Origin of the sequence: Acinetobacter sp. 102 (assembly GCF_037028485.1) — a bacterium.
Lineage (GTDB): Bacteria > Pseudomonadota > Gammaproteobacteria > Pseudomonadales > Moraxellaceae > Acinetobacter > Acinetobacter higginsii.
The window spans coordinates 1-25,267 of record NZ_JAZEZK010000014.1 but is presented as its reverse complement, the minus strand read 5'-3'; the positions used below and the strand labels follow the sequence as shown (position 1 = coordinate 25,267).

20 protein-coding genes and 1 pseudogene are annotated in these 25,267 nt (G+C 42.5%); 14 read left to right on the top strand and 7 right to left on the bottom strand.

Annotation, left to right across the window (positions count from 1 at the left end; translation table 11 throughout):
* Positions 1 to 9 precede the first annotated feature (9 nt).
* The gene (locus WA352_RS14430) at positions 10 to 1,197 is read left to right on the top strand and encodes a capsule biosynthesis protein (RefSeq protein ID WP_005319814.1); all 1,188 of its coding nucleotides are present in this window, start codon (positions 10 to 12) and stop codon (positions 1,195 to 1,197) included.
* Positions 1,198 to 1,239: 42 nt separating this feature from the next.
* Here the strand turns inward: WA352_RS14430 and WA352_RS14425 are convergent, their stop codons facing one another.
* Positions 1,240 to 1,707, bottom strand: coding sequence for an Lrp/AsnC ligand binding domain-containing protein (locus tag WA352_RS14425; RefSeq protein WP_005200824.1), 468 nt, complete (start codon positions 1,705 to 1,707; stop codon positions 1,240 to 1,242).
* A gap of 139 nt (positions 1,708 to 1,846) precedes the next feature.
* On the opposite strand from WA352_RS14425, the gene WA352_RS14420 reads away from it, so the two are divergent.
* The 4 genes from WA352_RS14420 (at position 1,847) to WA352_RS14405 (ending at position 6,227) form a co-directional block, all read left to right on the top strand.
* Entirely contained in the window at positions 1,847 to 3,103 is a 1,257-nt protein-coding gene (locus WA352_RS14420) for a D-amino acid dehydrogenase (protein ID WP_005319810.1), read from the top strand.
* Between the two features lie 23 nt (positions 3,104 to 3,126).
* Entirely contained in the window at positions 3,127 to 4,230 is a 1,104-nt protein-coding gene (gene alr / locus WA352_RS14415) for an alanine racemase (RefSeq protein ID WP_005319807.1), read from the top strand.
* Between the two features lie 9 nt (positions 4,231 to 4,239).
* Positions 4,240 to 4,599: a RidA family protein gene (locus tag WA352_RS14410; RefSeq protein ID WP_005319804.1), complete on the top strand. Its 360-nt coding sequence runs from the start codon at positions 4,240 to 4,242 to the stop codon at positions 4,597 to 4,599.
* A 191-nt stretch (positions 4,600 to 4,790) separates the two neighbouring features.
* Positions 4,791 to 6,227: an amino acid permease gene (locus WA352_RS14405; RefSeq protein ID WP_005319801.1), complete on the top strand. Its 1,437-nt coding sequence runs from the start codon at positions 4,791 to 4,793 to the stop codon at positions 6,225 to 6,227.
* Between the two features lie 65 nt (positions 6,228 to 6,292).
* Here the strand turns inward: WA352_RS14405 and WA352_RS14400 are convergent, their stop codons facing one another.
* The gene (locus WA352_RS14400; RefSeq protein WP_005319798.1) at positions 6,293 to 7,174 is read right to left on the bottom strand and encodes a LysR family transcriptional regulator; all 882 of its coding nucleotides are present in this window, start codon (positions 7,172 to 7,174) and stop codon (positions 6,293 to 6,295) included.
* A 165-nt stretch (positions 7,175 to 7,339) separates the two neighbouring features.
* Here WA352_RS14400 and WA352_RS14395 point away from each other — a divergent pair, with 165 nt between their 5' ends.
* The 8 genes from WA352_RS14395 (at position 7,340) to WA352_RS14360 (ending at position 16,525) form a co-directional block, all read left to right on the top strand.
* On the top strand, positions 7,340 to 8,857 hold the full coding sequence (locus tag WA352_RS14395) for a CoA-acylating methylmalonate-semialdehyde dehydrogenase (protein WP_005319795.1): 1,518 nt from the start codon (positions 7,340 to 7,342) through the stop codon (positions 8,855 to 8,857).
* A 14-nt stretch (positions 8,858 to 8,871) separates the two neighbouring features.
* Positions 8,872 to 9,762, top strand: coding sequence for a 3-hydroxyisobutyrate dehydrogenase (gene mmsB / locus WA352_RS14390; protein ID WP_004801898.1), 891 nt, complete (start codon positions 8,872 to 8,874; stop codon positions 9,760 to 9,762).
* A 78-nt stretch (positions 9,763 to 9,840) separates the two neighbouring features.
* Entirely contained in the window at positions 9,841 to 11,490 is a 1,650-nt protein-coding gene (locus WA352_RS14385; RefSeq protein ID WP_005319790.1) for an AMP-binding protein, read from the top strand.
* A gap of 10 nt (positions 11,491 to 11,500) precedes the next feature.
* A complete protein-coding gene (locus WA352_RS14380; RefSeq protein ID WP_005319787.1) occupies positions 11,501 to 12,628 on the top strand; it encodes an acyl-CoA dehydrogenase family protein in 1,128 nt (375 codons plus the stop codon).
* Positions 12,629 to 12,649: 21 nt separating this feature from the next.
* A complete protein-coding gene (locus WA352_RS14375) occupies positions 12,650 to 13,423 on the top strand; it encodes an enoyl-CoA hydratase (RefSeq protein WP_005319785.1) in 774 nt (257 codons plus the stop codon).
* A gap of 13 nt (positions 13,424 to 13,436) precedes the next feature.
* Positions 13,437 to 14,462, top strand: a complete 1,026-nt coding sequence (locus WA352_RS14370; protein WP_005319783.1) for an enoyl-CoA hydratase/isomerase family protein — start codon at positions 13,437 to 13,439, stop codon at positions 14,460 to 14,462.
* Between the two features lie 118 nt (positions 14,463 to 14,580).
* Positions 14,581 to 15,939: an MFS transporter gene (locus tag WA352_RS14365; protein WP_005319781.1), complete on the top strand. Its 1,359-nt coding sequence runs from the start codon at positions 14,581 to 14,583 to the stop codon at positions 15,937 to 15,939.
* A gap of 214 nt (positions 15,940 to 16,153) precedes the next feature.
* On the top strand, positions 16,154 to 16,525 hold the full coding sequence (locus WA352_RS14360) for a rhodanese-like domain-containing protein (RefSeq protein ID WP_005319779.1): 372 nt from the start codon (positions 16,154 to 16,156) through the stop codon (positions 16,523 to 16,525).
* A 354-nt stretch (positions 16,526 to 16,879) separates the two neighbouring features.
* On the opposite strand, the gene WA352_RS14355 is transcribed toward WA352_RS14360, so the two are convergent.
* Both WA352_RS14355 and WA352_RS14350 read right to left on the bottom strand, forming a co-directional pair.
* Positions 16,880 to 18,139, bottom strand: coding sequence for a type II toxin-antitoxin system HipA family toxin (locus WA352_RS14355; RefSeq protein ID WP_000914409.1), 1,260 nt, complete (start codon positions 18,137 to 18,139; stop codon positions 16,880 to 16,882).
* Positions 18,140 to 18,143: 4 nt separating this feature from the next.
* Positions 18,144 to 18,446: a helix-turn-helix transcriptional regulator gene (locus WA352_RS14350; RefSeq protein ID WP_000364388.1), complete on the bottom strand. Its 303-nt coding sequence runs from the start codon at positions 18,444 to 18,446 to the stop codon at positions 18,144 to 18,146.
* A 196-nt stretch (positions 18,447 to 18,642) separates the two neighbouring features.
* Here WA352_RS14350 and WA352_RS21855 point away from each other — a divergent pair.
* Positions 18,643 to 18,747: pseudogene (locus WA352_RS21855) on the top strand (hypothetical protein); the annotation flags it as partial.
* 304 nt (positions 18,748 to 19,051) lie between these two features.
* On the opposite strand, the gene WA352_RS14345 reads toward WA352_RS21855, so the two are convergent.
* The 3 genes from WA352_RS14345 to WA352_RS14335 are packed head-to-tail and all read right to left on the bottom strand — an operon-like array spanning position 19,052 to position 24,686.
* Positions 19,052 to 22,015, bottom strand: coding sequence for a site-specific integrase (locus WA352_RS14345; protein ID WP_000033773.1), 2,964 nt, complete (start codon positions 22,013 to 22,015; stop codon positions 19,052 to 19,054).
* Positions 22,012 to 24,192 carry a hypothetical protein gene (locus WA352_RS14340; protein ID WP_001014911.1) on the bottom strand — a complete coding sequence of 727 codons (2,181 nt, stop codon included), beginning with the start codon at positions 24,190 to 24,192 and terminating at the stop codon, positions 22,012 to 22,014. Before WA352_RS14340 ends, WA352_RS14345 begins: the two co-directional genes overlap by 4 nt.
* Positions 24,189 to 24,686: a hypothetical protein gene (locus WA352_RS14335; RefSeq protein WP_000543471.1), complete on the bottom strand. Its 498-nt coding sequence runs from the start codon at positions 24,684 to 24,686 to the stop codon at positions 24,189 to 24,191. Before WA352_RS14335 ends, WA352_RS14340 begins: the two co-directional genes overlap by 4 nt.
* Between the last annotated feature and the right edge of the window lie 581 nt (positions 24,687 to 25,267).

The window sequence follows — 25,267 nt, the reverse complement described above, 5'->3', positions numbered from 1 at the left end:
GATTAGAGATTGTCTATATATCTAGATGAGCTATTGTCAGCCAAAAAAGTTGTGTTATTACAAGGTCCAATAGGCTCATTCTTCACAGATTTGTCAGACTGGCTTACAACCAAACAAATTGAGTGTTTTAAAGTCAATTTTAATGCGGGGGACTGGCGTTATTACCACTCTCGCCCGAATATTTGGCATTACCGAAAAAAATCAACTGATTTTGGCGCTTGGTTGTCTGAACATATTCAGCAGAATCAAATTGATGCGATTGTATGTTTCGGCGATTGCCGTTTCTACCATCAACAGGCACACGCGGTTGCGCAACAGTTGCAGATCAAGTTCTATGTGTTTGAGGAAGGTTATATTCGCCCAGACTACCTCACCTTTGAGGCGGATGGGGTCAATGACTTTTCGAATTTTAAACAACTGTTCTTAGCTGAAAATAATCAGGACGCTGTAGAGCTGCATCGCGAATCCAGTGATAACCACTACCACCTGATGCTGTGGAGCGGTTTTCAATATTATCTGTGTTGGGCTTTGCTGTTCTGGCTTTATCCTTTTTATCGACATCATCGGGGGTATAACCCAGTACAAGAGTTTGGCTACTGGTTTATGGCGATGTTACGTCGTTTTAAAAACTCTTTGGTTGAGCCGAAGCGCTTTGATGCCTTTATTCAGCAACACAGTAAGAATTATTTTATCTATACCTTACAGGTGCATAATGATTCACAGGTTCGTGTACATAGTGATTACACGGATATTCGCGACTGTATCGTCGAGATTCTTCACTCTTTTGCACAGCATGCCAATCCAGCGCATCATTTAGTACTCAAGCATCATCCAATGGACCGTGGTTATCGTCAATATGCTCAGTTGATTCAGGACGTCTCAGCAAAGCTGGGGATAGAGGATCGGGTTCATTATTTCTGTGATATCCATTTGCCGACTTTATTAAAACATGGTCTAGGTTTGGTCACGATTAACAGTACAACGGGGATTCAGGCACTTTATCACCACATCCCGGTAAAGACTCTGGGGCGTTCGCTATATGATCTGCCTGGGTTAACCGTACAAGGTGATCTGGATGCGTTCTGGTGTAATCCGACTCCACCCGATGAAGCCTATTTTCATCTATTCAGAGAAAAACTGATTGAAATAACCCAATTAAATGGGGCCTATTACGGCAAAAATTTCTGGATGAAATAACAAAAAAGCCCTTAAATCAGGGCTTTTTTATTGGGTACAAGTTTATATCCCCATATCTAAATATAAAGACTCTTTGACTTCTTCCATCACAATATAGCTATGTGAAGAGGCGGAGGCTGGCAGTTTTTTTAATAAATCACCTAATAGGCGGCGATAGGCACTCATTTCCTTTAAGCGTGCTTTGACCAGATAATCAAACTCACCTGAAATCAGATGGCATTCCAGTACTTCTGGAATATCAACCAGATCCCGTGCCACCTGATCAAATACATCGCCAGATTTGGCAGACAGTTTGATTTCCAGAAACACCAGTAGGCTACGATCAACATAAGCTGGGTTGAGTCGAGCATAGTAGCCCACAATAATCCCTTCGCGCTCCAAACGCTTCACTCGTTCTGAGCAGGGCGTGGTGGACAGGTTGACCCGAGATGCCAACTCACTGATGGCAATGCGGCCTTCACGTTGCAAAATATCTAAAATCTGGCGATCAATCCGGTCTAATTTACGCATAGAAGATTCCCTTTTATTTTAATTTTTTCGCGACGAAAATATTAAATTACCTAGATTATAGTCATAAAATCAGTGAAAAAAACTATTGATCCAAAAATATACTAGTTAAATAACCTAGTGTGTGCTTGAGGGATCTGTTATGCGCGTAATCGTTTTAGGAAGTGGCGTCATTGGTGTGGCAAGTGCTTATTATCTTGCACAACAAGGTGCGCAAGTGACGGTACTTGACCGTCAATCAGGACCTGCCAAAGAAACCAGTTTTGGTAATGCGGGTCAAATCTCCCCAGGATACTCAACCCCATGGGCAGCACCGGGTATCCCTTTTAAAGCAGTCAAGTGGATGTTCCAGCATCACGCGCCATTAGCGATCAATATTGATGGCAGTATGTGGCAGTTGCAGTGGATGGCACAGATGTTGAAAAACTGTAATCCACAAAGCTATGCGGTGAACAAAGAACGCATGATGCGTGTGGCAGAATACAGCCGTGACTGCTTACGTGATTTAAGAGCACAAACCGGCATCAACTATGAAAACCGTTCGAAGGGCACCTTACAAGTATTCCGTAGCGACGCGCAACTTGAAGCGGTACAACGTGATATTCAAGTGTTGCAAGAGTGTGGTGTCGACTTCACTTTACTGAATGCCCAAGAACTGGCGAGTGTAGAGCCTGCTTTAGCCCATACTGATAAATTGGTCGGTGGCCTACATTTACCGAATGATGAAACGGGCGATTGCTATTTATTTACCAATGCCTTGGCAAAACTGGCGCAAGATTTGGGTGTTGAATTCAAATTCGACCAAAATGTCGAAAACCTGATTGTTGAAGGCGATGAAATCAAAGGCGTCAAGGTCAATGGTGAAGTTCTTACTGCGGATCGTTATGTCTTGGCCTTTGGTAGTTACTCTCGTGACTTCCTGAAACCACTGGAACTGAATTTACCGGTTTATCCAGTGAAAGGTTATTCGCTGACCATTCCGATTGTAGAGCCAAAATTTGCACCACAATCAACGGTATTGGATGAAACCTATAAAGTTGCGATTACCCGTTTTGATCAACGAATTCGTGTTGGTGGTATGGCTGAATTGAGCGGCTTCAATCTTGGATTGAATCAAGATCGTCGTGCTACCTTGGAAATGGTGACGCAGGACTTGTTCCCAGGTGGAGATCTCGCTCAAGCCTCATTCTGGACTGGCCTACGTCCAATGACCCCAGACAGCACGCCGATTATTGGTGCAACCCAGTACAAGAATCTGTTCCTGAATACAGGGCACGGCACTTTAGGTTGGACCATGGCCTGTGGTTCAGGCAAGTTGATCAGTGATCTGGTCATGAACCATCGCCCTGACATCAGTACCGATGGTTTGTCGATTCAACGTTATTCGCACGCCGCTTAATTGCACAGACAGGGAAGTTAATTATGCCTCGTCCAATTACTGCGGTGATCCATGCCCAAGCCTTACGTCAAAACCTTGCGGTGGTAAGGCAATCGGTTCCGAACAGCAAAGTGTTTGCGGTGGTCAAAGCCAATGCTTATGGGCATGGAATTGAACGTGTTTATGCATCTTTTAAAAGCGCCGATGGTTTTGCCTTGCTGGATTTGGACGAAGCAAAACGTCTGCGGGCTTTGGGCTGGACCGGTCCGATTTTATTGTTGGAAGGAATTTTCTCGGCCCAAGACCTGTTTGATTGTGTGCAATACCAACTGAGTTTTACCGTACACAATACCCAACAGGTGGCTTGGATACAGCAGCATGCCTATCCTGCTCAATTCGATATTTTCCTGAAAATGAACAGTGGTATGAACCGTTTAGGGTTTAAACCACAACAATATCGTGACATTTGGCAGCAGCTGAGTCAGTCAGACAACATTGCCAGCATCACCCATATGATGCATTTCTCCGATGCCGATGGTGACCGTTTTGGTGAAACTGGCATTGACTATCAACTGCAGCAATTTGAAGCCAGCATTGAAGGTTTACCGGGAGAAAGATCGGTTAGTAACAGTGCTGCAATCTTAAGATATCAAACTCAATTACAGTCGGACTATGTCCGTGGCGGCATCATGCTGTACGGCAGTTCGCCCGATTATCCCAAACATACCATTCAGGACTGGGGCCTTGCGCCGAGCATGAGTTTGCGCAGCGAGATTATTGCCGTACAAGAACTCAGTGCCAATGAAAGTGTCGGTTATGGTTCCAGTTATGTGGCCGAGCAGCCGATCCGAATTGGCATCGTTGCCTGTGGCTATGCCGATGGTTATCAACGTATTTCAGCAACAGGAACCCCAGTACTGGTCAATGGGATTCGGACCCAGATCATTGGACGGGTCAGCATGGATATGCTGGCGGTAGACCTCAGCCCAATCAGCGATGCCGATGTTGGCAGTGAAGTGGTGCTTTGGGGCCAATCCAGTTCAGGCACAATTTTAGCCATTGATGAAGTGGCAGCAGGTTCAGGCACCATCGGTTATGAACTGATGTGTGGTGTGACTGCACGTGTTTCATTTATTACTCAGGAATAAGGATTTCTTATGTCTCATTCAGATATTCAAAAGCTCAATACCAATGAAGTCATGAGCGCAGTGACGGTCTTCAATCAAGTGGTGTATTTATCAGGACAAGTGCCTAAAAATGCCGACTTAGATATTGAAGGGCAAACCCGTGAAGTGTTGGCCACCATTGAACAACTTTTGGCTTCAGCAGGAACTGATAAATCACGTTTATTGTCGGCGCAATTATTTCTTAAAGACCTGTCCGATTTCCCAGTGGTCAACACCATCTGGATTGACTGGTTAAAAGGTCATGTTGCACCTTCGCGTGCCACCATTCAGGCAGACTTGGTCAATCCGAAGTGGTTGATCGAAATTGCAGTCGTTGCAGCACAAAAATAAAGCGATCCGCTTTATTTTTGTTTAAAAAATATAAAAAAAGAAGAAAAGTAACGTATTTGCAGTAGATAAAACGTAGTCAGATACGTATTTTCTTGCAATCGAAATGAGTCAGCCGTCTTTAAAAGACAGCTAGGGTATGGCGTATAAATCAAGTGCTGACTCATTTAGGAAAAAAGTAAAAGGAACTTTATATGACGGTTACATCTCATCAGTCAGAAGGCGAACAGTCGCCCCAAGACTTACAACGTAAACTCTCCAATCGCCATTTGCAGTTGATCGCCATCGGCGGTGCCATTGGTACAGGGCTCTTTATGGGGTCAGGCAAAACCATCTCTTTGGCAGGCCCATCAATTCTGTTTATTTACATGATTATTGGTGGCATGTTTTTCTTCTTAATGCGGGCGCTCGGTGAATTGTTGCTTGCCAACCTGCATTACAAATCCTTTGTCGATATGGCGCATGATCTGATTGGACCATGGGCCGGCTATTACATGGGTTGGACTTATTGGTTAGGTTGGGTGCTGGTCGGGATTGCCGATCTGGCCGCCGTGATCAATTATCTCACCTTCTGGCTGCCTGAAGGCACCATGTTTACTCCAATTGGACAGGCTGCTATTAGTGCAGGCTGCGTGCTGTTTGTGTTGTTCTTAAACCTGCTCACCGTGCGCCTATTTGGTGAAATTGAGTTCTGGTTTGCCCTGATCAAGATTTTAGCGATTATTGGCTTGATCGGTGTCGGTGGCTATATGATCTTTAGCCATTTCCACGCACCTCATGGTGCTGTCGCTTCGCTCAGTAATGTCTGGTCGCATGGTGGTATGTTTCCAAAAGGTCTGGATGGTTTCTTGGCAGGTTTTCAGATTGCTGTATTCGCCTTTGTCGGCGTGGAACTGATTGGAACCACTGCTGCTGAAACCAAAGACCCGCATAAGAATTTGCCAAAGGCCATTAATGCGATTCCGATTCGGATTATCTTGTTCTATGTGTTGGCTTTATTGGTGGTGATGTCAGTGACACCTTGGAACATTATCCGTGCAGATAAGAGCCCATTTGTGGAGTTATTCTTAAATGCTGGGATTGTGACATCGGCCATCATCATGAATTTGGTGGTATTGTCTTCAGTAATGTCTTCCATGAACAGTGGTGTGTTCTCTACCAGTCGGATGCTGTTTGGTCTGTCTAAAGATGGTCAGGCACCGAATGCTTTTGGTCGTTTATCCAAAAGTGCCGTCCCAGCCAATGGTTTGATTTTCTCTTGTGTCTTCATCATGGGCGGAGCCGTACTACAATATTTTGTACCGAATACCCTTGAGGCCTTTACGCTGGCAAGTTCATTGTGTGTGATTCTATTCATCAGTGTTTGGAGCCTGATCATGGTGTGCTATCTGCGTTACCGAAAGCTACGTCCAGAACTGCATGCACAATCGAAGTTTAAAATGCCGGGTGGCGTATTCATGTCTTATATCGTGATTGCTTTCCTGTTATTCGCTTTGGTGATTTTGGCACTTGAACCAGATACCTTAAAAGCCCTGTATGTTAGTCCATTGTGGGTGGTTATTTTGGCTGTGACCTATCAGCTGATGTATAAACCACGCATGAAAAAACTGGGTCGTGAATTGGCACAATAATTCTTGTCTATTCAGTAAAAAACCGATCTACATTGATCGGTTTTTTTATGGTCTAGCCAATGTGTTTAATCCACCAATAAGTGCTGATATTGATCAGCCTGTTTGCGTAGATAATCCCAGACCAGTTTAATACGGGGCTCATGCTGTAGATCGACAAAGGTCAGCATCCAAAAGGTATGGGTATAGCGTACCTGTTGCTCCAGTACGGCTTCAAGCTCGGGCTTATCATCGGCCAAAAACTTGGGCAAAATCGCCAATCCTGCGCCCGCACTCACTGCAATCTGCTGCGCTAAAATACTGCTGCTGCGAAAGTTTGCATTCAGTTTTAAAGGTAAGCGTTCCAGACAGTACAACTCGGGGCTATAGACCAAATCATCAATATAATTGACGAAGCGATGTGGGGTTAAATCCTGTAAATGCCGAATCGGGGGATGCTGAGACAGATAGCTTTTGCTGCCATAAATTTTTAAACAATAATCTGAGAGTCGCGTAATGATATAGGGGCCAGAGGTGGGTCGTTCAATTGAAACCACAATATCTGCTTCACGATGCGACAGCTTGATCATTTTCGGCACTGGAATCAGGTCAATGGTCAGCGAGGGATACTGTATGGAAAACTCCGCTAACAAGCGCGCCAAAAATGCGGTACCAAAACCCTCAGGTGTGCCAATTCGCACACGGCCTTGCAAAGGTTGATCAGGCTTTTCAATTTGCAGAAAGGCATATTCCATTTGCTCAACCCGTGGCACCAATGCCATTCCTTCCAGCGTCAGCTCATAACCAGAGGCCTCACGTTTAAATAAGGTCACCCCTAAAGCTTGCTCCAACGCCTGAATCCGCCGTGCCACGGTACTGTGTTCCACGCCGATGATCCGTGCTGCATTGGTCAAGGTTTTAGTCCGTGCCAACACTAAAAAAAACTGTAGATGATCCCAATCCACTTTCATTGTTATTGTCGTCCATGTGCATATTTGCACAACGATCGTGCATTAATTTGCGTTGGTGGTCAAAGCTTTCTTTGCTAGTCTCGAATAAAACCTGAATAAAGAAAATACGACGATCGATATTTTCTGAACACTGAACACAATAAAAATACGGCCTATGGAGAGGTTATGAACACAATCCAAAATATTCAATTGGAAACAGCCAAGTTACTCATTAACGGCAGTTTTATCGAATCTGAAACTCAACAATGGCAAGACATTATTAATCCTGCAACGCAGGAAGTGATTGGTCGTGTGCCATTTGCGACGGTACAGGAAGTCGATGCGGCAATTCAGTCTGCACAAGCAGCATTTGCGTCTTGGCGTCAGACCCCGATTCAGGCGCGTATGCGTATCATGCTGAAACTGCAAGATTTGATTCGTGCCAATATGAAGGAGATTGCACAGGTATTGACTGCGGAACAAGGCAAGACCTTGGCGGATGCAGAAGGTGATATTCAACGCGGTTTAGAAGTGGTTGAGCATGCCTGTTCAGTTGGCACCTTGCAAATGGGTGAATATGTTGAAGGTGTCGCACGTGGTGTTGATACCTATACCTTACAGCAGCCTTTGGGTGTGTGTGCAGGTATTACGCCATTTAATTTCCCTGCCATGATTCCGCTCTGGATGTTCCCAATGGCGATTGTATGTGGCAATACCTTTGTATTGAAGCCTTCTGAGCAAGATCCGCTTTCGACCATGATGTTAGTCGAACTTGCGATTCAGGCGGGCATTCCAGCAGGGGTGCTCAATGTGGTACATGGTGGTAAAGAGGTGGTTGATCGCCTGTGTACCCATGCTGATATTAAAGCGATTTCCTTTGTCGGTTCGACCGCAGTGGGCACACATGTGTATAACCTTGCAGGACAACATGGCAAACGTGTGCAGTCGATGATGGGTGCGAAAAACCATGTCGCGGTAATGCCTGATGCCAATAAAGAACAAACGCTGAATGCTTTAGTCGGTGCGGCATTTGGTGCAGCAGGGCAACGTTGTATGGCGTTGTCAGTTGCGGTGATGGTCGGAGACAGTAAACACTGGATTGCAGAGTTGGTTGAAAAGGCCAAAACATTAACTGTTAATGCAGGGCATGAACCGAATACTGATATTGGCCCTGTGATTTCAAAACGTGCCAAAGCGCGTGTACTGGATTTGATCAATAGTGGTGTTGAACAAGGTGCAGAACTACTGCTTGATGGCCGCGATGTTCAGGTACACGGTTATGAGTCAGGCAACTTTGTCGGGGCGACGATTTTCAGTGGTGTAAGTACGGATATGCGTATTTATAAAGAAGAAATCTTTGGTCCTGTGCTGGCGATTATTTGTGTCGATACGCTTGAAGAAGCAATTGCGCTGATCAATGCCAATCCATTTGGTAATGGTGTGGGATTATTCACCCAAAGTGGTGCGATTGCGCGTACTTTCCAGAACCTGATTGATATCGGTCAAGTCGGCATCAATATCCCAATTCCTGTCCCTGTACCGTTCTTCAGTTTTACGGGTTCTCGTGGTTCAAAACTCGGTGATTTAGGCCCTTACGGCAAACAAGCCGTGCAGTTCTATACTCAAACCAAAACCATTACCAGTCGCTGGTTTGAAGACAGTCATGAAGTGGGCGGTGTCAATACCACCATCAGTTTACGTTAACAAGGGGATCACGGATGAATATCGCCTTTATCGGTCTAGGCAATATGGGCGGCAGAATGGCCCACAACCTACTTAAAGCCGGACTTACCGTCTATGGTTATGACCTCAGCGAAGTGGCCATTCAGCACTTTGCCGAGGCAGGTGGCGTGGTGTGTGACAGCCCTCAAGCAGCGGCCAAACAAGCCGATGTGCTGATCAGCATGTTACCTGCGGCCAAACATGTTAAAGAGGTCTATCTTGGTGAAAATGGAGTACTTGAAGTACTGAAAGCAGGCAGCTTATGTATTGATAGCAGTACCATTGACCCACAAACCATCAAGGACATTGCTGCGGTTGCCCAAAGTAAAAATATTCACATTTGTGATGCACCTGTTTCGGGTGGCACCATTGGTGCACAAGCGGGGACCTTGACCTTTATGGTGGGTGCCAATGATCAGACTTTTGATGAAGTCAAACCCGTACTCAGTCACATGGGCAAAAACGTGGTGCATTGCGGTGAGGTGGGTGCAGGTCAAATTGCCAAAATCTGCAATAACCTGATTCTCGGAATCTCTATGGCTGCCGTGGCAGAAGGCATGGCGCTCGGTGCCAAACTGGGCATTGATCCAAAAGCCTTGGCTGGGGTGATTAACACCTCAAGTGGTCGTTGCTGGAGTTCGGAAGTCTGTAATCCATGGCCACAGATTAATGAAAATGCGCCCGCTTCGCGCGGCTATCAAGATGGTTTTGCCACGCAGTTGATGTTGAAAGACTTGGGTCTTGCGGTAGAAGCGGCAGGGCAAGTCAAACAACCGATTGTGTTGGGTGGGATGGTACAGCAGCTGTATCAGCAAATGTGTATGCGTGGCAATGCGCATCTCGATTTTTCCAGCATTATTCAGCAATACCTGCCGCCAGAGGCATAACAGCTCAAGCCAAAGGATGGCTATCAAAAAATTAAACCCTGTCATGAATAACAATCAAACCAGACTGAGGGAACATAGATGTTGAATTATAAAGAGACGGTACAGGCTTTTGATTTGCAAAGTACAGCAACACAGATGCTGTCAGGTTCAGTCGATGCATTGAATGCCTGTTATGAATGTTGTGATCGCCATGCACAAAGCGACAAGATCGCATTGTATTGGCAAGGCAAAGATGGCCGAAAAGAACAGTATACCTTTCGCCAGTTACAGCAATGGTCGAGTCAATTTGCCAATTTCTTAAAATCGCAGGGTGTAAAAGCAGGTGATCGTATTTCAGGATTACTGCCAAGAACACCAGAGCTGTTGGTGACGATTTTCGCCGCTTGGCGAATTGGTGCGGTATATCAACCTTTGTTTACTGCATTTGGGCCAAAGGCAATCGAGCACCGTCTGCAACTGGCACAAAGTAAGTTGGTAGTGACGGATACAGGTAACCGCAGCAAACTCGATGAAGTTGAGCGTTGCCCCGCAATTGTCACGGTTGCAGATCAGCAAGCGACACCGTTAAATCCAGAAGACTTTAATTTCTGGGATGAAGTACAGCATCAACCTGAGCACTGTGACTTGGTGATGCGAACCCTTCAAGATCCATTTTTATTGATGTTTACGTCAGGAACGACAGGACCTGCAAAACCTTTAGAAGTGCCGTTAAAAGCCTTATTGGCATTTGCGCGCTATATGCAAGATGCGGTTGGTCTCAGAGAAGAGGATTCATTCTGGAATATTGCCGATCCAGGTTGGGCGTATGGCTTGTACTTTGGTATTACTGGCCCCTTATTCTTAGGGCATGCCATCTTGTTCTATGACGGTGGTTTTAGTACTGACAGCCTGTGTCAAATTGTGAAGGATTATCAGATTACCAATCTGGCAGGTGCACCTACGGCTTATCGCATGATGATGGCAGCAGACCCTGCCCAGATGGCCGCGCTAAAAGGCCAGTTCCGTGTGGTCAGCAGTGCAGGAGAGCCATTGAATCCAGAAGTGATTCGCTGGTTTAAACAGGTGTTGGATGCACCAATTTATGATCATTATGGGCAAACTGAAGTGGGCATGGTGGTGTGTAATCACCATGGTTTAAGCCATGAGGTTCGTGCTGGTTCAGCGGGTTTTGCCAGTGCAGGCTATCGTGTTGCCGTGGTAAATGAGCAAGGCGAAGAACTGCCTGCAGATACACCCGGGATTTTAGCGGTGGATATCAGCCAATCCCCGATGATGTGGTTTGGTGGCTATCATGAAACGCGTAAATCGCCTTTTATCGGTCAGTACTATTTGACGGGCGATACTGCCGAGTTGCATGCCGACGGCAGCATGAGTTTTGTCGGACGCAGTGATGATGTGATCACCACTTCGGGCTATCGGATTGGCCCCTTTGATGTGGAAAGTGCCTTACTCGAGCATGATGCGGTGGTTGAAGCAGCGGTCATCGGGGTACCTGATCCAGAGCGGACCGAGGTGGTGAAAGCCTTTGTGATTTTATCGGCAGGCATTCAGCCTTTAGAGCAATTGGCTGAGGAATTGAGTCAGTTTGTGAAAAAACGTCTGTCTGCACATGCTTATCCACGCTTGGTCGAGTTCGTCACTGAACTGCCAAAAACTCCAAGTGGCAAAATTCAGCGCTTTTTATTACGTAATCAGGAAATTGCGAAACAGCAAGCAAAGGCAGGGTAAGGAAGATAAGATGCAATTAACTGAAGAACAAAGCTTAATTCGAGACATGGCGAAAAGCTTCGCCCAAGAACAAATCAAGCCCAATGCCAGTGACTGGGATCGACATGGCACTTTTCCGAAAGCTGCACTGGCACAGATGGGCCAACTCGGCTTTATGGGCATGTTGATTCCTGAGCAATGGGGTGGTTCTGACACAGGTAATCTCGCTTATGTGTTGGCACTTGAGGAAGTGGCCGCAGCCGATGGTGCCACTTCAACCATCATGAGCGTGCATAACTCGGTGGGCTGTGTGCCAATTTTAAAATTTGGTAGCGATGAGCAGAAACAACGCTTTTTAAAACCATTGGCGCAAGGTGAAATGATCGGTGCTTTTGCCCTGACTGAACCGCATACTGGTTCAGATGCTGCAGCGATTAAAACCCGTGCCGTGAAAGATGGCGATGACTATATTCTCAATGGTGCTAAGCAGTTTATTACCTCGGGCGACAATGCTGGGGTGATTATCGTATTTGCCGTGACTGATCCCAGTGCGGGTAAAAAGGGCATTAGTGCTTTTCTCGTGCCACGTGATACAGCGGGATACGAAGTGATTCGGGTCGAAGAGAAATTGGGTTTACATGCCTCCGATACCTGCCAAATTGCCCTGACGGATGTGCGTATTCATAAAAGCCTGATGTTGGGTGCGGAAGGTGAGGGACTGAAAATCGCGCTTGCCAATCTGGAAGGTGGTCGCATCGGCATTGCTGCACAGGCGGTCGGGTTGGCACGTGCAGCATTGGAAGAAGCTACGCGCTATGCCAAAGAGCGTCTGACCTTTGGCAAACCGATTTTTGAGCATCAAGCACTGGCATTCCGACTTGCCAGTATGGCGACCGAGATTGAAGCAGCTCGACAACTGGTGCACTACGCTGCACGTCTCAAAGAAGCAGGGCAGCCTTGTCTCAATGAAGCATCCATGGCCAAGCTGTTTGCTTCAGAAATGACGGAACGCGTGTGTTCGGCTGCGTTACAGGTGTTTGGTGGCTACGGTTACCTCAAAGATTTCCCGATTGAACGCATCTATCGCGATGCTCGAATTTGTCAGATTTATGAAGGCACCAGCGATATTCAACGTTTAGTCATCGCCCGTAGCTTATAACCAGAGAACAAGGAATCCGTGATGCAGTGGCAAACCATTTTATTGGAAAAACGTAATGGCGTAGGGTTGATTACGCTGAATCGTCCACAAGCCTTGAATGCGCTGAATAGTGAATTAATTAGCGAAGTGAATCAGGCTTTAGATGAATTAGAAAAAGATCGTGAGATTGGCTGCATGGTGTTGGCAGGCTCAGAAAAGGCCTTTGCCGCAGGTGCCGATATTAAGGAAATGGCGGATCTGAACTTTCCCGATATTTATTTTGATGATTTTTTCCATCTTGCCGATCGTATCGCGCAACGCCGTAAACCGTTGATTGCTGCGGTCAGTGGCTATGCTTTGGGTGGTGGTTGTGAGTTGGCCCTGATGTGTGACTTTATCTATTGTGCAGACAATGCCAAGTTTGGTCTGCCTGAGGTCACTTTGGGCGTGATTCCAGGGATTGGCGGTACACAACGTTTAACCCATGCGATTGGCAAAGCCAAAGCCATGGAAATGTGCTTTACCGCACGGCAAATGGGCGCAGTCGAAGCTGAACAAAGCGGGTTGGTGGCACGTGTGTTTAGTAAGGAAGAATTGCTTGAACAAACCCTGCAAGCCGCAGAAAACATTGCTGCGCGCTCTTTAACGGCCAACATGATGCTGAAAGAAACCATTAATCGCGCCTTTGAAGTCAATCTGACCGAAGGCTTACGTTTTGAAAGACGGATGTTCCACTCCATTTTTGCCACATCGGATCAGAAAGAAGGCATGCAGGCTTTTGTGGAAAAACGTCAGGCGAAATTTAAAAACCGATAAGAGATCAACAACAATGAATATCGAAAATCAGTTAATGATTGAGCAAAAAGGTGGTCTTGGTCTGATTAGCTTAGATCGGGTCAAACATTTAAATGCCTTGTCACTAGAGATGATTGAGGGCATCTGTAGCCAACTGGAACTGTGGCGGTATGATGCAGCGATTCAAGCTGTTTTGATTAAATCGAATAGCCCTAAAGCCTTCTGTGCAGGTGGGGATATTCGCTATCTATATGATAGCTATAAAAATGATACGGCTGATTATAAAGGTTATTTTAGTGCCGAATATAAAATGCTGAACCTGCTGCGTGACTATGCAAAGCCTGTTGTTGTGATGCTTGATGGTTATGTGCTCGGTGGTGGTTTTGGGCTAGCACAAGCGTGTCATATTGTGGTGAGCAGTGAAAAATCTCGATTTGCCATGCCTGAAACAGCGATTGGCTTTTTCCCTGATGTCGGTGCGACCCATTTCCTGTCTCGACTGGATGATATCGGCGTTTATCTGGCCATTACGGGCGAGCAGATCAGTAGTAGTGATGCCCTTTATTTAGACTTGATCGACTATCACGTACCCAGTGACAAGTTGGATGCTTTGCAAGAGGCATTGATCAATGAGCCGAATTTAAGCAAACAGAATATTGAGCATATTGTTGCGTGCTTTATTACCCGACCTGCTGAAAGTGAACTGAAACAGTTGGCAGATGGTATTCGCAGACATTTCGGTTTTCAGCATTTGGACGAAATCGAGCAAAGCCTCGCGAATGAGCAGGATGAGCAATTGCAGCCTTGGGCAGAAAAAATGCTCAGCATCTTGCAGCAACGCTCATTCATTGCCAAACAAACCAGTTTGAAACTACAACATTTAGGCCGTGGTCTTTCCTTGCCACAATGTATGCAACTGGAGCGAGACCTACAAGATATCTGGTTTGAACACGGTGATTTTATTGAAGGAGTACGTGCTCTGATTGTGGACAAAGACAAACAGCCGCAATGGCAACAACGGAACCCCGAGCTGGAACAGATTCTGGAAAAACTCAGCTAAATCCAATCATGCATATTGACTCATAGAAGGAGTAGTAAAACGTCAGACATGCTGATGGTCAGGATTGATGATCAGCAAAAAAATATAAAACAAGAAAATCCAAGAAAGGAACAGAATGATGCAAAAAATACATGGATACGGTTCATCTGCTAAAAAGTCATCCCATCGATTGGCAGGTATCTCCAGTATGGTTGGGACTACCATTGAGTGGTATGACTTTTTTATTTACGGTGCAGCAGCAGCTTTAATTTTCAATAAATTATTTTTCCCCAATTTAGATCCGCTGACGGGTGTACTTGCGGCATTTGCCACCTATGCAGTGGGATTCATCGGGCGGCCATTGGGTGGTCTGGTGTTTGGGCATTTTGGTGATAAGATTGGCCGAAAATCGATGTTATTGCTCACCTTGATGTTGATGGGGATTCCAACAGTACTGATTGGTTTGTTACCCACTTATGAGTCGATTGGTTATTGGGCCGCCATCTGTTTGGTGATCCTGAGATTTATCCAAGGTATGGCCATGGGCGGTGAGTGGGGCGGTGCAGTGCTGATGGCGGTTGAACATGCGCCAGAAGGTAAAAAGGGCTTTTGGGGCAGCCTGCCTCAAGCCAGTACTGGCGGTGGGTTAATGCTCGCCTCAATTGCACTAGGATTGGTGTCTTTATTGCCTGAGCAGGCTTTGTTTAGTTGGGGTTGGCGGATTCCGTTTCTTGCCAGCATCGTGTTACTGGCAGTCGGTTGGTACATTCGAGTCAAAGTGCCAGAGTCTCCCGATTTTGAAAAAGTGAAGCAGCAGGCGGAAGAAGTTAAAGTCCCTGCTTTACAGGTCTTTAAAAATCATCCGAAGCAACTGATCACCATTATTGTGGCGCGTGCAGCTGAAAATGCATGGTTTTATATTGCCTCGACCTTTACTTTGGCCTACACCACCACGCAATTAGGGATTGCAAGACAAGAGATCCTATTTGCCACCATTTGTGGGGCCATTGTGATTATGTTTATGACCCCATTATGTGGACATTTGTCCGATAAAGTCGGTCAGCGCAATATGTTTATGTTTGGCCTATGTGTACTGGCGTTGTATAGCTATCCATTCTTTAGCATGCTCAATACCAAAGACCCTGTGTTGGTCTGGACTGCAATCGTGTTGGCGATCGGGGTGGTTTTCCCGATTATGTATGCACCACAGGCACAGCTTTTTGCCCGTCAGTTTCCCGCAGAAATTCGCTATAGCGGTATCTCGATTTCGGTGCAGTTGGCGGGGGTATTGGGTGGTGGACTAGCGCCGTTGATAGCGACAAAGCTACTCAGTGTCGGTGGCGGCAGCCCACATCTGATTATGATCTATATTGGCAGTATGGCGGTGATTGCGATTATCTCGACCACTTTTATGCCACGGGATGGACTGCTGGCGGGGATGCAAACCGAGCGCAAAAAAGCAGTCAGTGTGCAAGCCAAAGTCACAGAACCGTCTTAAGGATAAGAAATGAATCTGAAAAGGTGCTTGTTTATCATTAGAAGCACCTTTTTCTTTGAAGGCTTTAAAAGGTTCCACGTGGAGCATCAAATATTTAGGTATCAGAAACGGGTTGATTTTTAAGCTTTGTTGCAAAGTGTATTTATTGGGGCTTATTTAAATTGAAATGCGCTAGTATTTCGAGTGAGTCCATAACATAGAAAGGATGATCAGAATGAATACCGTTGCTGAATGGGTTAAACAGGCAAAATTGGAGATTGAAAATCTGAGCCCAGATCAAGTTGAACAAGAATTGGCCTCAGGACAGGCAGTTTTGGTTGATGTGCGAGACGCAGAAGAGCGTGTTGCTGGAACAATACCAAGCGCGTTGCATATCTCTCGTGGCACTTTAGAATTCGCTGCTGATCCGAGTAGCCCACTGTATAAGTCTGAATTACAACCGAATACCAGAACCATTCTACATTGTGCGGGTGGTGGACGTTCGGCGTTGGCAGTAAAGACATTACAGGCATTGGGATATCGTAATGTAGCGCATTTAGAGGGCGGCTTTAAAGCATGGGTAGAGGCGAATAAACCCGTGATTTAAAAATATAGATTAAACTAAAGCACAAGAAAAAAGCCCTAATCTTTCGACTAGGGCTTTTTTGAATCTGGAGCGGGAAAGGAGACTCGAACTCCCGACCCCAACCTTGGCAAGGTCACCGAGATTTATTCCATTAAATGACGCTAATTATAAGTATATGATTTAATTGATAGTATGTGTTTTTTGGTGGAGTAAAATTTTTAGTAATTTAGATCATTTAAGGGTATTTTGGTCACTTTATTTTAGACATTTTAGTTTGTAAAAGTCACCTATTTTTTGATACTGATTTTCATGAGAAATAACAATATTATATGATTTAATATAATGATTCTTAATCCTCATGAAAATGTTTTATATTCAATTCAATAAATGAATATTATGCTCAATCCTATTTTGGATCATTTGGATAGTTTCTGCTTGAATTTGTCCAGGTAATAGATCATGAGCGATATTGCTGAATCGGATTGCAACCTTACAAATCGAACTAATAATTTCATCGACTTCTTGGGCAGAAAGTTCCGCTTCCTGAGTACCAAGTTTTACAAGAGCTTGTCGAGGAATATCCAGTGCCTCACCCATGATATCCATTTGATGATATCCACCTGGCCCTTCACAGAAAGTAACATCATAGGCAGGGGAGAGTTTCCATTGCCCATTTTGGGACATCAGAAATGAAAAGTTTTTGCAATGATCATCTCGATTATTGAAGACTACATTGAAAACAGCTCGCTTGAATGCAATTGCTTTTTCGCGAACATCATTGGTGCAAAAGTGTGCAGCGCGAAGAAAGTTACTGTAGTCTAAACTCCCTGGTGATTTAAAATCAGCTCCGGTGAAGGCAGCTAAACTTTGCATAGGGATACGCATACCTTCATGGCGGTCAAATCTTTTTGATGCAAATGCGGTTAATCCATTCGGAAGAGTAAAATATTGAGTATCAGGGGTGTCAATATGACAATGACGCAAACATTCTGCATAGACAGCTTCAATTGCACAAACTTCAGGATGCTCTTGCTGAGCGGGAAATTTGATCAGCCATGCTTCATGTTGATGTGAGCTAACTGTTGAGAATTCGTTGGTGACAGGATCACGGTAGACGAGCGCTTTTGGCCTTGCACCTTGTGGAGATCCACCCATAATTAATAAATGCTGTAAAAATTCTGCACCTTCTCCTTTGAGAACTTCCTGAACTTCTTGAGCGAGTTTAATCAGTGGAATATTTTCAGTTAATGCTAACTCAGGTGCTGAAGGTTCAAAGGATAATGCCCCCATTGCATGTGTATTAATATACGTGAGTCGTTCTAATGGCCCAATCCGTGCTGGATTGAGTCCATTTTTTTTAAATAAGCGATCCATAAGAAGCATGCCCCAACCATCGGGTAGGGCATCATATATAGGACCTGGCAATCCCATTTGATGTGTAGGAAAGTTCGTTCTTAATGAGTCACCTTTTAATGGAAGTAGGTAAGAGGAAAGTTCTAAACCTTTACTGATCGCTTCTGCACTGTATTCAAAGGCGATTAATGGCCGACCTGTGATTGCGGTTGAGGAGACCAGTGTACCCCAAAGCCAATATTCACCCCATCCATTGTAGTAAACATTAAGTTTTTTGAGCATGCACTTATTTCCTTTTGATACGTTGGCGAGCCGTATTGCTCTCATAGCGGAGAATGTCATTTACACTGTTTAAATGAGGTTTGAAGAGTTCCTCTAATTCTTTTAATCGGCCCAATACCATGGCAACGCGTACTAAATTTTCAAATGAAACATTTCGACCAGCTTCCAGATTAGATACTGTATTCACACTAATACCAGCACGTGTAGCGACGTCTGCCTGAGTCATTTCTAGATAAAGTCGTTCTTTGCGAAGCCTTTCACATAATAAAGTAACAACCTCTTCAGGTTTTTTGAATTTTAAATCCATAATATTGGGTCTTATATCTATATATATCTATTAAAACACAAAATAATGGATTTATAAAATAAGCCATTTGATCGGTAAGGAGGGTGCTTAATTGGCCTGATTAGATCTTATTAGATTAAAGAAGTCTAATTAGACATTTACAATCTAATAGAGCCTAACAACCTGCTTTAAGCTCAATCAGTTTCGCCTGTTGTCGCGAGGAACCGGTATTTGCTATCAGGTTAATCTGGAATATCTGGTACAAGTGGTTTGGAGCAATGAGGTCGATGGGCAGCGCTTTGCCTTGCCTGATACCTTAATTTAGTACCGATTCACAATTTATTCATCATATTCTGAAAATATTGCTTCAATTTCATCCCACTGCGGCAATTTATACTTTTTTTATTCACTTCAAATTGTAAATCAATACTGCAAATTCTTGTTTAAATGATCATTAAATTTTGTGCTAACTTGGACAGACATTTTTGGCTAGTGGGACAAACAGTTATTGCTCTTTAAAATGATTAATTTAATCACTCACGCTTGGAAGTCTATATTAAATCATTACAGGAATGACTGGTAAACCACGAATAAGAATGCGTGGCAAACTTATCCAATAATTTGCATTAAAGATGAGAAACTATCATGAGATACATCAGTAGTTTGAATACCCCAAGTGCTTTTGCATCTTTATACTTGAAAGAGAACTTGATTCGCTCTTCCTCCTCATTCAGGCTAAAATTTTCTGTCCGTAATGCTAAATCCTGTAATGTGCTTTTGAGCTCTGTCTTGCTCTGCTGAGAGAGTTCTAAATGAAGATATTTTTTGGGAAATAGGCTATGAATAAAAGAAAGAAGTTTCTTCAGTTGCCGTTTTTCATTGAGTTCAAAAATTAACTGGGCTGAATTGGGCTGAACTTTTTCAAGATAAATTGAGTAGATCGTATGAAGCTGTTTTTTGTATTTACTTTGTACATTTGCATAACGCTCCTGAACATGTTGAATGACCTTTTTTTCCTCCTGATTGGTTGGCAACATGGTGACCAATGCATTCGGAGTTTTCCTTAAAAAATCTGTGGTAAATAACCTCGATGATTTTTTTTGGTTTACACAGGAGGTTTTCAAATGCTGGGCTCTAGCACGTAATTTTTGCGCGATTTGCAAAGGAATGGCTTCAGGTAACATAAGGTCTTGTTCTTTTTCTACTGCAAGAATGTGATGCAATAATTCAAAAGTCATCTCTGAGTCATGAGCTCCTAGCATCAGTGAATCAGGCGATTTCTGTTGACCTAGTTGAAATTGATGATCATGTTGCCTGTAACGGTCTTTAGTGAGTTGCTCAAATAAAAACTGTTTGATCGCCCGCTGCTGAACAGGATATTTAATAGAATCATCATGTTTCAGAATATTAAAATAGGCTTCTTTAGGAAGCGGGCTGTGCATTTGATTCAGCTGGTAGCTAATTGCTAGATGCATTAAATGCAGATAGCTTGAACAAGTGGTTTCAGGCGTTAGGTGCCCGGCAAAATGAGAAAGCGCATACCAGGTTTGCTGAGTATTTTTGTTTCGCAGCAATGCATAACGGATGCGTAGTTGATCATTTGGCGTATAGTCTGTAAATGCATCAGCAAGCGGTGAGTGTTTTAAAACCAGATAGAGATGATTAAATGCTGAATGACGCAGAGTATGGTAAGTAAAACTGTGTTCTCCAGAAGCAGACTGGATCAATTGTTTCAAGAGAGCATTGACTTCATTTTCGTGAGTTTCTTCTAGGGACTGTTTTAAAAATAGCGGTTGAGTAACTGATTTTCTTTGTTCTTTTAGCAGGCGTTTTCTATTCTGACTATATGTTTTAAATGCATGTAATTCATCGGCTTTAAGTAGATGATGTAAAGGAATCTTGCGGTAAGCTGAGTAGCTTTTTTGATTTTTATTGCGATTGTTGCGAATGGTGAGTATCACAGCATCTGCACCAATAAATAGATCACGTACGAAGATATTCAATGTTTCATTGATCCGTAGTCCGACTCTGAACCCCAGAATAAAAATCAGTTTAAATATATTTTTATCCTGAATTGAAATATCTTGAGTATTTTCGAGCTGCTCTAGCATGCGGTAAAAAATATGGGGCGAGATCAATGCGGTTCTGCAGATTTTTACTTGGATTAAACTATCCAGATCCACAGTGGGCGCGTTAAAAAATAATGTCTGTTTGTGATGAAACTCCTGTAGACGTTTTTGTAAAGTCTCTCTAGTTGTTTCCTTCCTTAATAAAAGCATTTCTCCATACAGATCTTCAAAATCAGCATTTGAAAATGATGAAATATCTTTGTCTTGCGTTGCCTGCAGCCAATGGACTGCAAACTGTGAAAACATGGTCTTCAGAGAACTTTGCTTGAGCGGCTGAAAATCTGCACGTATAAGCTTGCGCTTAAATCGTTGCTGCTGCTGAATAATATGATTGAGAAGGTCCAGTTGAGGTTCCGTTAATTTTGAACGTAGAATGCTCCACAGCAACAAACGCTCTAAGGCAGGAGACAGTTCTCTGGAATATAACCCTATGAGTTGATCTTTATAGTTTTTTGCACGAATGGCTTGACGTATTTCTACAAGAGTTTCTGCTATATCTGATGCGATATTGACTCTAGAGTGGGCCTGATGGTTTTCACAAGTATTCTCAACTTTAATGTTATTGGTGTGCTTTTGTTCAAACTGAACAAAATAAGCTTCTAATTGTTTTTCGAGAGGACTGGAACTGTAAATTTCATTTTTTAAGATACAAATGGACATTTGATCCAGTCCGCTGTTTTTCAGGAACTGTGTATAGTAAAAACCGTATTTTAACAGGTCTTTACAACGTAGCTTTTCCTCGGGGAAGCATTCAATAATACAAGCGTTAATCAGATGTTCTGCATCTTCAATATCCGAAAATAAATCAAACTTTTGATGTTTTAGTCTGTAGATCCAGCATTTCACAATGTCGTGTAGCACAAACGTTTTTGTATAGCTGACTGAAAAATCAGGGTCATTTATACGCTGATTACCGAAATTCCGGTTCGGGATTTCGAGTGTTACCATATGATTTAGGTTTAAAAAACTTTGAAATTTCTTTGTTTTTAAAATAATTTTTAAAAAAAATTGCAATTCGGCATGGTTATAAATGCCATTAAATAATATTGAACTGATCAAACAAAAAGCGAGGGATTGAGTTGGACTGAAGTCATTATGTTCTGTCCAGTGAGCAATCAAATTTTTGGCAAATTGAGTCACCTTTTTGCCATGTTTTAAGGTTTCAATATTTTGTAGTGGCAGAGACCTTTCGTACCTCACGGGGGCGGCAGGCACCGGATAGTGGTGATTCGATGAAAGATTAAAGCGCTTGATATATTTAGCAAATTCTATACGTGCGATTTGGTAGCTTCGGATATTTGACTTACAGTGCTCTAAAAGTCGATCGTCAACTTGTCGAAAAATTTCTGGATAATTTTCGGGTGTGAGTTCTGTGAATTTTTCGCTAAATAATTGCAAAAAAAACTTTTTTTTCTCTCTTTGCTTTTTTAATCGTTTTAGCGAGTGCGGATGTTTGCTCATGCAATAGTCATTCCTGTAAACGTAGACATGCTTTTAAGCGCTAAGATTTCGACCAGCTTGTCTTGTGCTGCTCTAATCTGATCGTAATCTATTGTCTTAAAACCTGAATAGCGGTCAAACAGTTCCTGCATAGCTTCATCATGACCAAAGATGCCATTTATTAGATCTTCATTGCAGTATTGGGCAAAAAAATAGCGAGCGAAATGGCGGGTCCAATTGCGCTGTAATGCTATTTCGGTACAGTATTTTTGAATATCAGAAAGTTCCAGATTTCGGACATATCCTTTCGAATCGTAAAATAAGAGCAAGAGACGTTCACCATCGAAGACCTCTTGGATTGCTTGTACTTGTTCTTGCGTCAAATAGGCTTTTGCGAGCTGCAGAAAATATTTCAAATACTTTAGGTAATGCTGTATTTCATCACGAAGAAAATTATTAAAAGGTAAATAGCGTCCAATGGTGCCTGAATAACGCTGCTCTTTATCTGCAACAGCCATCAATTTGTTGTCAAGGTCAATATAATCTAGACTGGGCGGGAAGGACTCACTCGGCCGTGCTGAAGTTGTCAACATGCAAATATGCCAAAGCCACATCGAATAATGATTTAAAGTCTGAAAGGGATTGAGATTATTCCTAACTTTGTGGTCAAGCTGGTAAAAAAAAGACTGGACGAATGGGAGATTCGGTACTTGCTGACTGCCAAACGTAATAGGGGATTTAAATTCCTCAATATATCCAGTGTCAAGCTGAGGGCAAACCAGATCAAGTGTTTGAATATAAATATCTAAGATATCAATAATTTTCGTTGAGAAATAATGGCATGGAGTGTAGTTATTAACATTTTCTCCAGCGAATAATTTACTTTCTAATTCATATCCTAGTTCATTCAATGTAATGTCACTGATTAAACGAGGAAGATTTTGAGTTGTTAAAGGGAAAGTAAGATCATCACTGATTCTACGTAGATAATCTTGTACATCAGAAGCAATATCAGCTTTATCCCAATTTTTTAACTGAAAGATTCGATCTAAATAAACTTTGGGTAAGGGGATGGTAAAAGAATTACCAATGTTGAGCATATATTCTTTTAATAATGCATCTTTAAATTTCGAATTATCAATACCTTGCTTGAAAAAACAGTTTTCATGACTAAAACGGATTTCTTTACTTCTTGAGCTTAGAAAGAAACGAGTTCTGAATACCAGTAGCTCTTCATAATGCGTGAAACTAAGTACTGAGAATAAAAGCAATGCATGAATTGGAGAGTTTTCTGCCCGTTCTAATAAAATTTGCATAATGTACTGTGCGGTAGGTAAATCGAAGACATGAGGATTTGACTTGCTCATTAATTCATTCTTGTTTTGATGCAGAATTCTGTTTTTGAGATTATTGATCTGAGCTGTAATAGAAGATTGCTCTAGTGGGTTGAATTCAAAATTATGGTCTTCAACTTTTTCTATAGTTTTATCCTCACGTGGTTGTTTTGCTATACCGCGTTCAAAATAAGTCTGATGTGTTTGCTCATCATCGATAGTTATTTTTGATGTTTTCCTAACATCGATTTGAGGAGGCTCCTGGGCGCTTGGATTATTTTGCCTGTGTCTTTTTTGCCGATCTGATTGCGTATGCGCATACGTATAAATAACGCGGATATTTGCCAATTGTCCAATTTGTTTTGCTGTTAATTTTGGAGTAGAACGTTCAAGTAAATTTTTATTCTCTGTTTCAGCTTTATTTAAAAACTCAAGTAGATCCTCCAACTCCATCGGGAGAGCTGGTAAGAAGTTATAAAGCCAATGGTATTCCCTTTTTCTGCAGGCTAAACGAAAACGCATACAAAGATTTGCTACGGTGGCTGCATGTTCTTTGCTATCAAGCAATTCAATACATCTAGTATTGAAAATGGCCCATTTCAGGGCATTAGCTTGATATGCTGAAGGGGTATTAATGACTGCAATAAGATAATGAACCAGAGGATATTCACTGATTGATTTTTCTATAAGTTTTTGATTTATAATATTGTTAAGTTCAATAATTTCAGTAGGTTTAATGAAGTCATTGAGTTTGATTGAATTTTGAAAACTTTCTAGCTTTGCTTCTGCCAGTGCTTGATAGAAGTCTCGAAATGGCTCAAGCTTTAATTCTTGAGTATCTTCTAAGTAACTATATCCGTTCATGATGATATTCCAGCCAGAATTTTTTCTAATGAAAGTGGACCAGCATAATTTGAAATAGAACTTACTGGACTTTGGGATTTAGATAGCCCTGATAATTCTCTTAGATGATTGATAGTTAAAACTTCCTGTCCGAAAACTTCCTGAAGATGTGCGGCTAAGTATTGTTCATTTAGCCAATGCGCGATGATATCTAAGCCATGAATTGAGTGATGTAATCCGGAACACAGTAAGGCCATTACTTCGCTTAAAGCCTGGATTGTGAATTCGTAGGAATTATTTTTCTCATAAGCTCTAAACGTAAATTCATTTTTATTCTTGTTGTAAAAATAGGCATAGATCCAGCTGAAATGACTACTAAAAAAATAGTGACCCAGTGTGTTAGTGGTAATGAGTGGAATGTCGATATTCTGTTTAAAAGCTAAATCAAGATGGTAGTTCTGTTGTTTATCACTCAATTGGAGGAATAAAGCTATCCATATTTGATATGCATGCATACATTTTGGATAACACTTTAAGTGCAGATTTTTTACAGCTACACGGTAATTTTGAATCCCCTTTTTTGATTTTGACATATTTTATTGTCTCGCAGAAAGTTTAGATCAGATCTAAATACTGATAAGTTTTTTTTAAAATTATTCTGTTAAATCAAAGGTTTTTTATTTTCCTTAAAATCTCTAAAATTAAAGTATTTATTGTTTACATTTATATTGTTCAAATACACACTAAAAAATTTGCTTAGTAGTTTCATTAGTAATAACCATCGAAAAATAATAATGTTTTAGGTTGTGTTACTAACTGAATCTCTAAAACTAAAGTCTTTAAGATTCAGTAAATATTAATTATTAGGGAAAAAAAGAAGGATGCCTTTTAGTATCCTTCAGTGATCCCAGTCTGCTAACCAGTTTTAAAAGTATCACATTAAGTTGTTGATAAAAATAGAATAAATATTTATTCTAATTGAGATTATTTTTTAAAAATTAGGCAGATAGCCTAAAAATTGTTTGAGTTCCGAGTCATTTTTAATACAAAAAATTACAATTAAATTTCGGCTGAGGTACATTGTGGCGTACAAGAA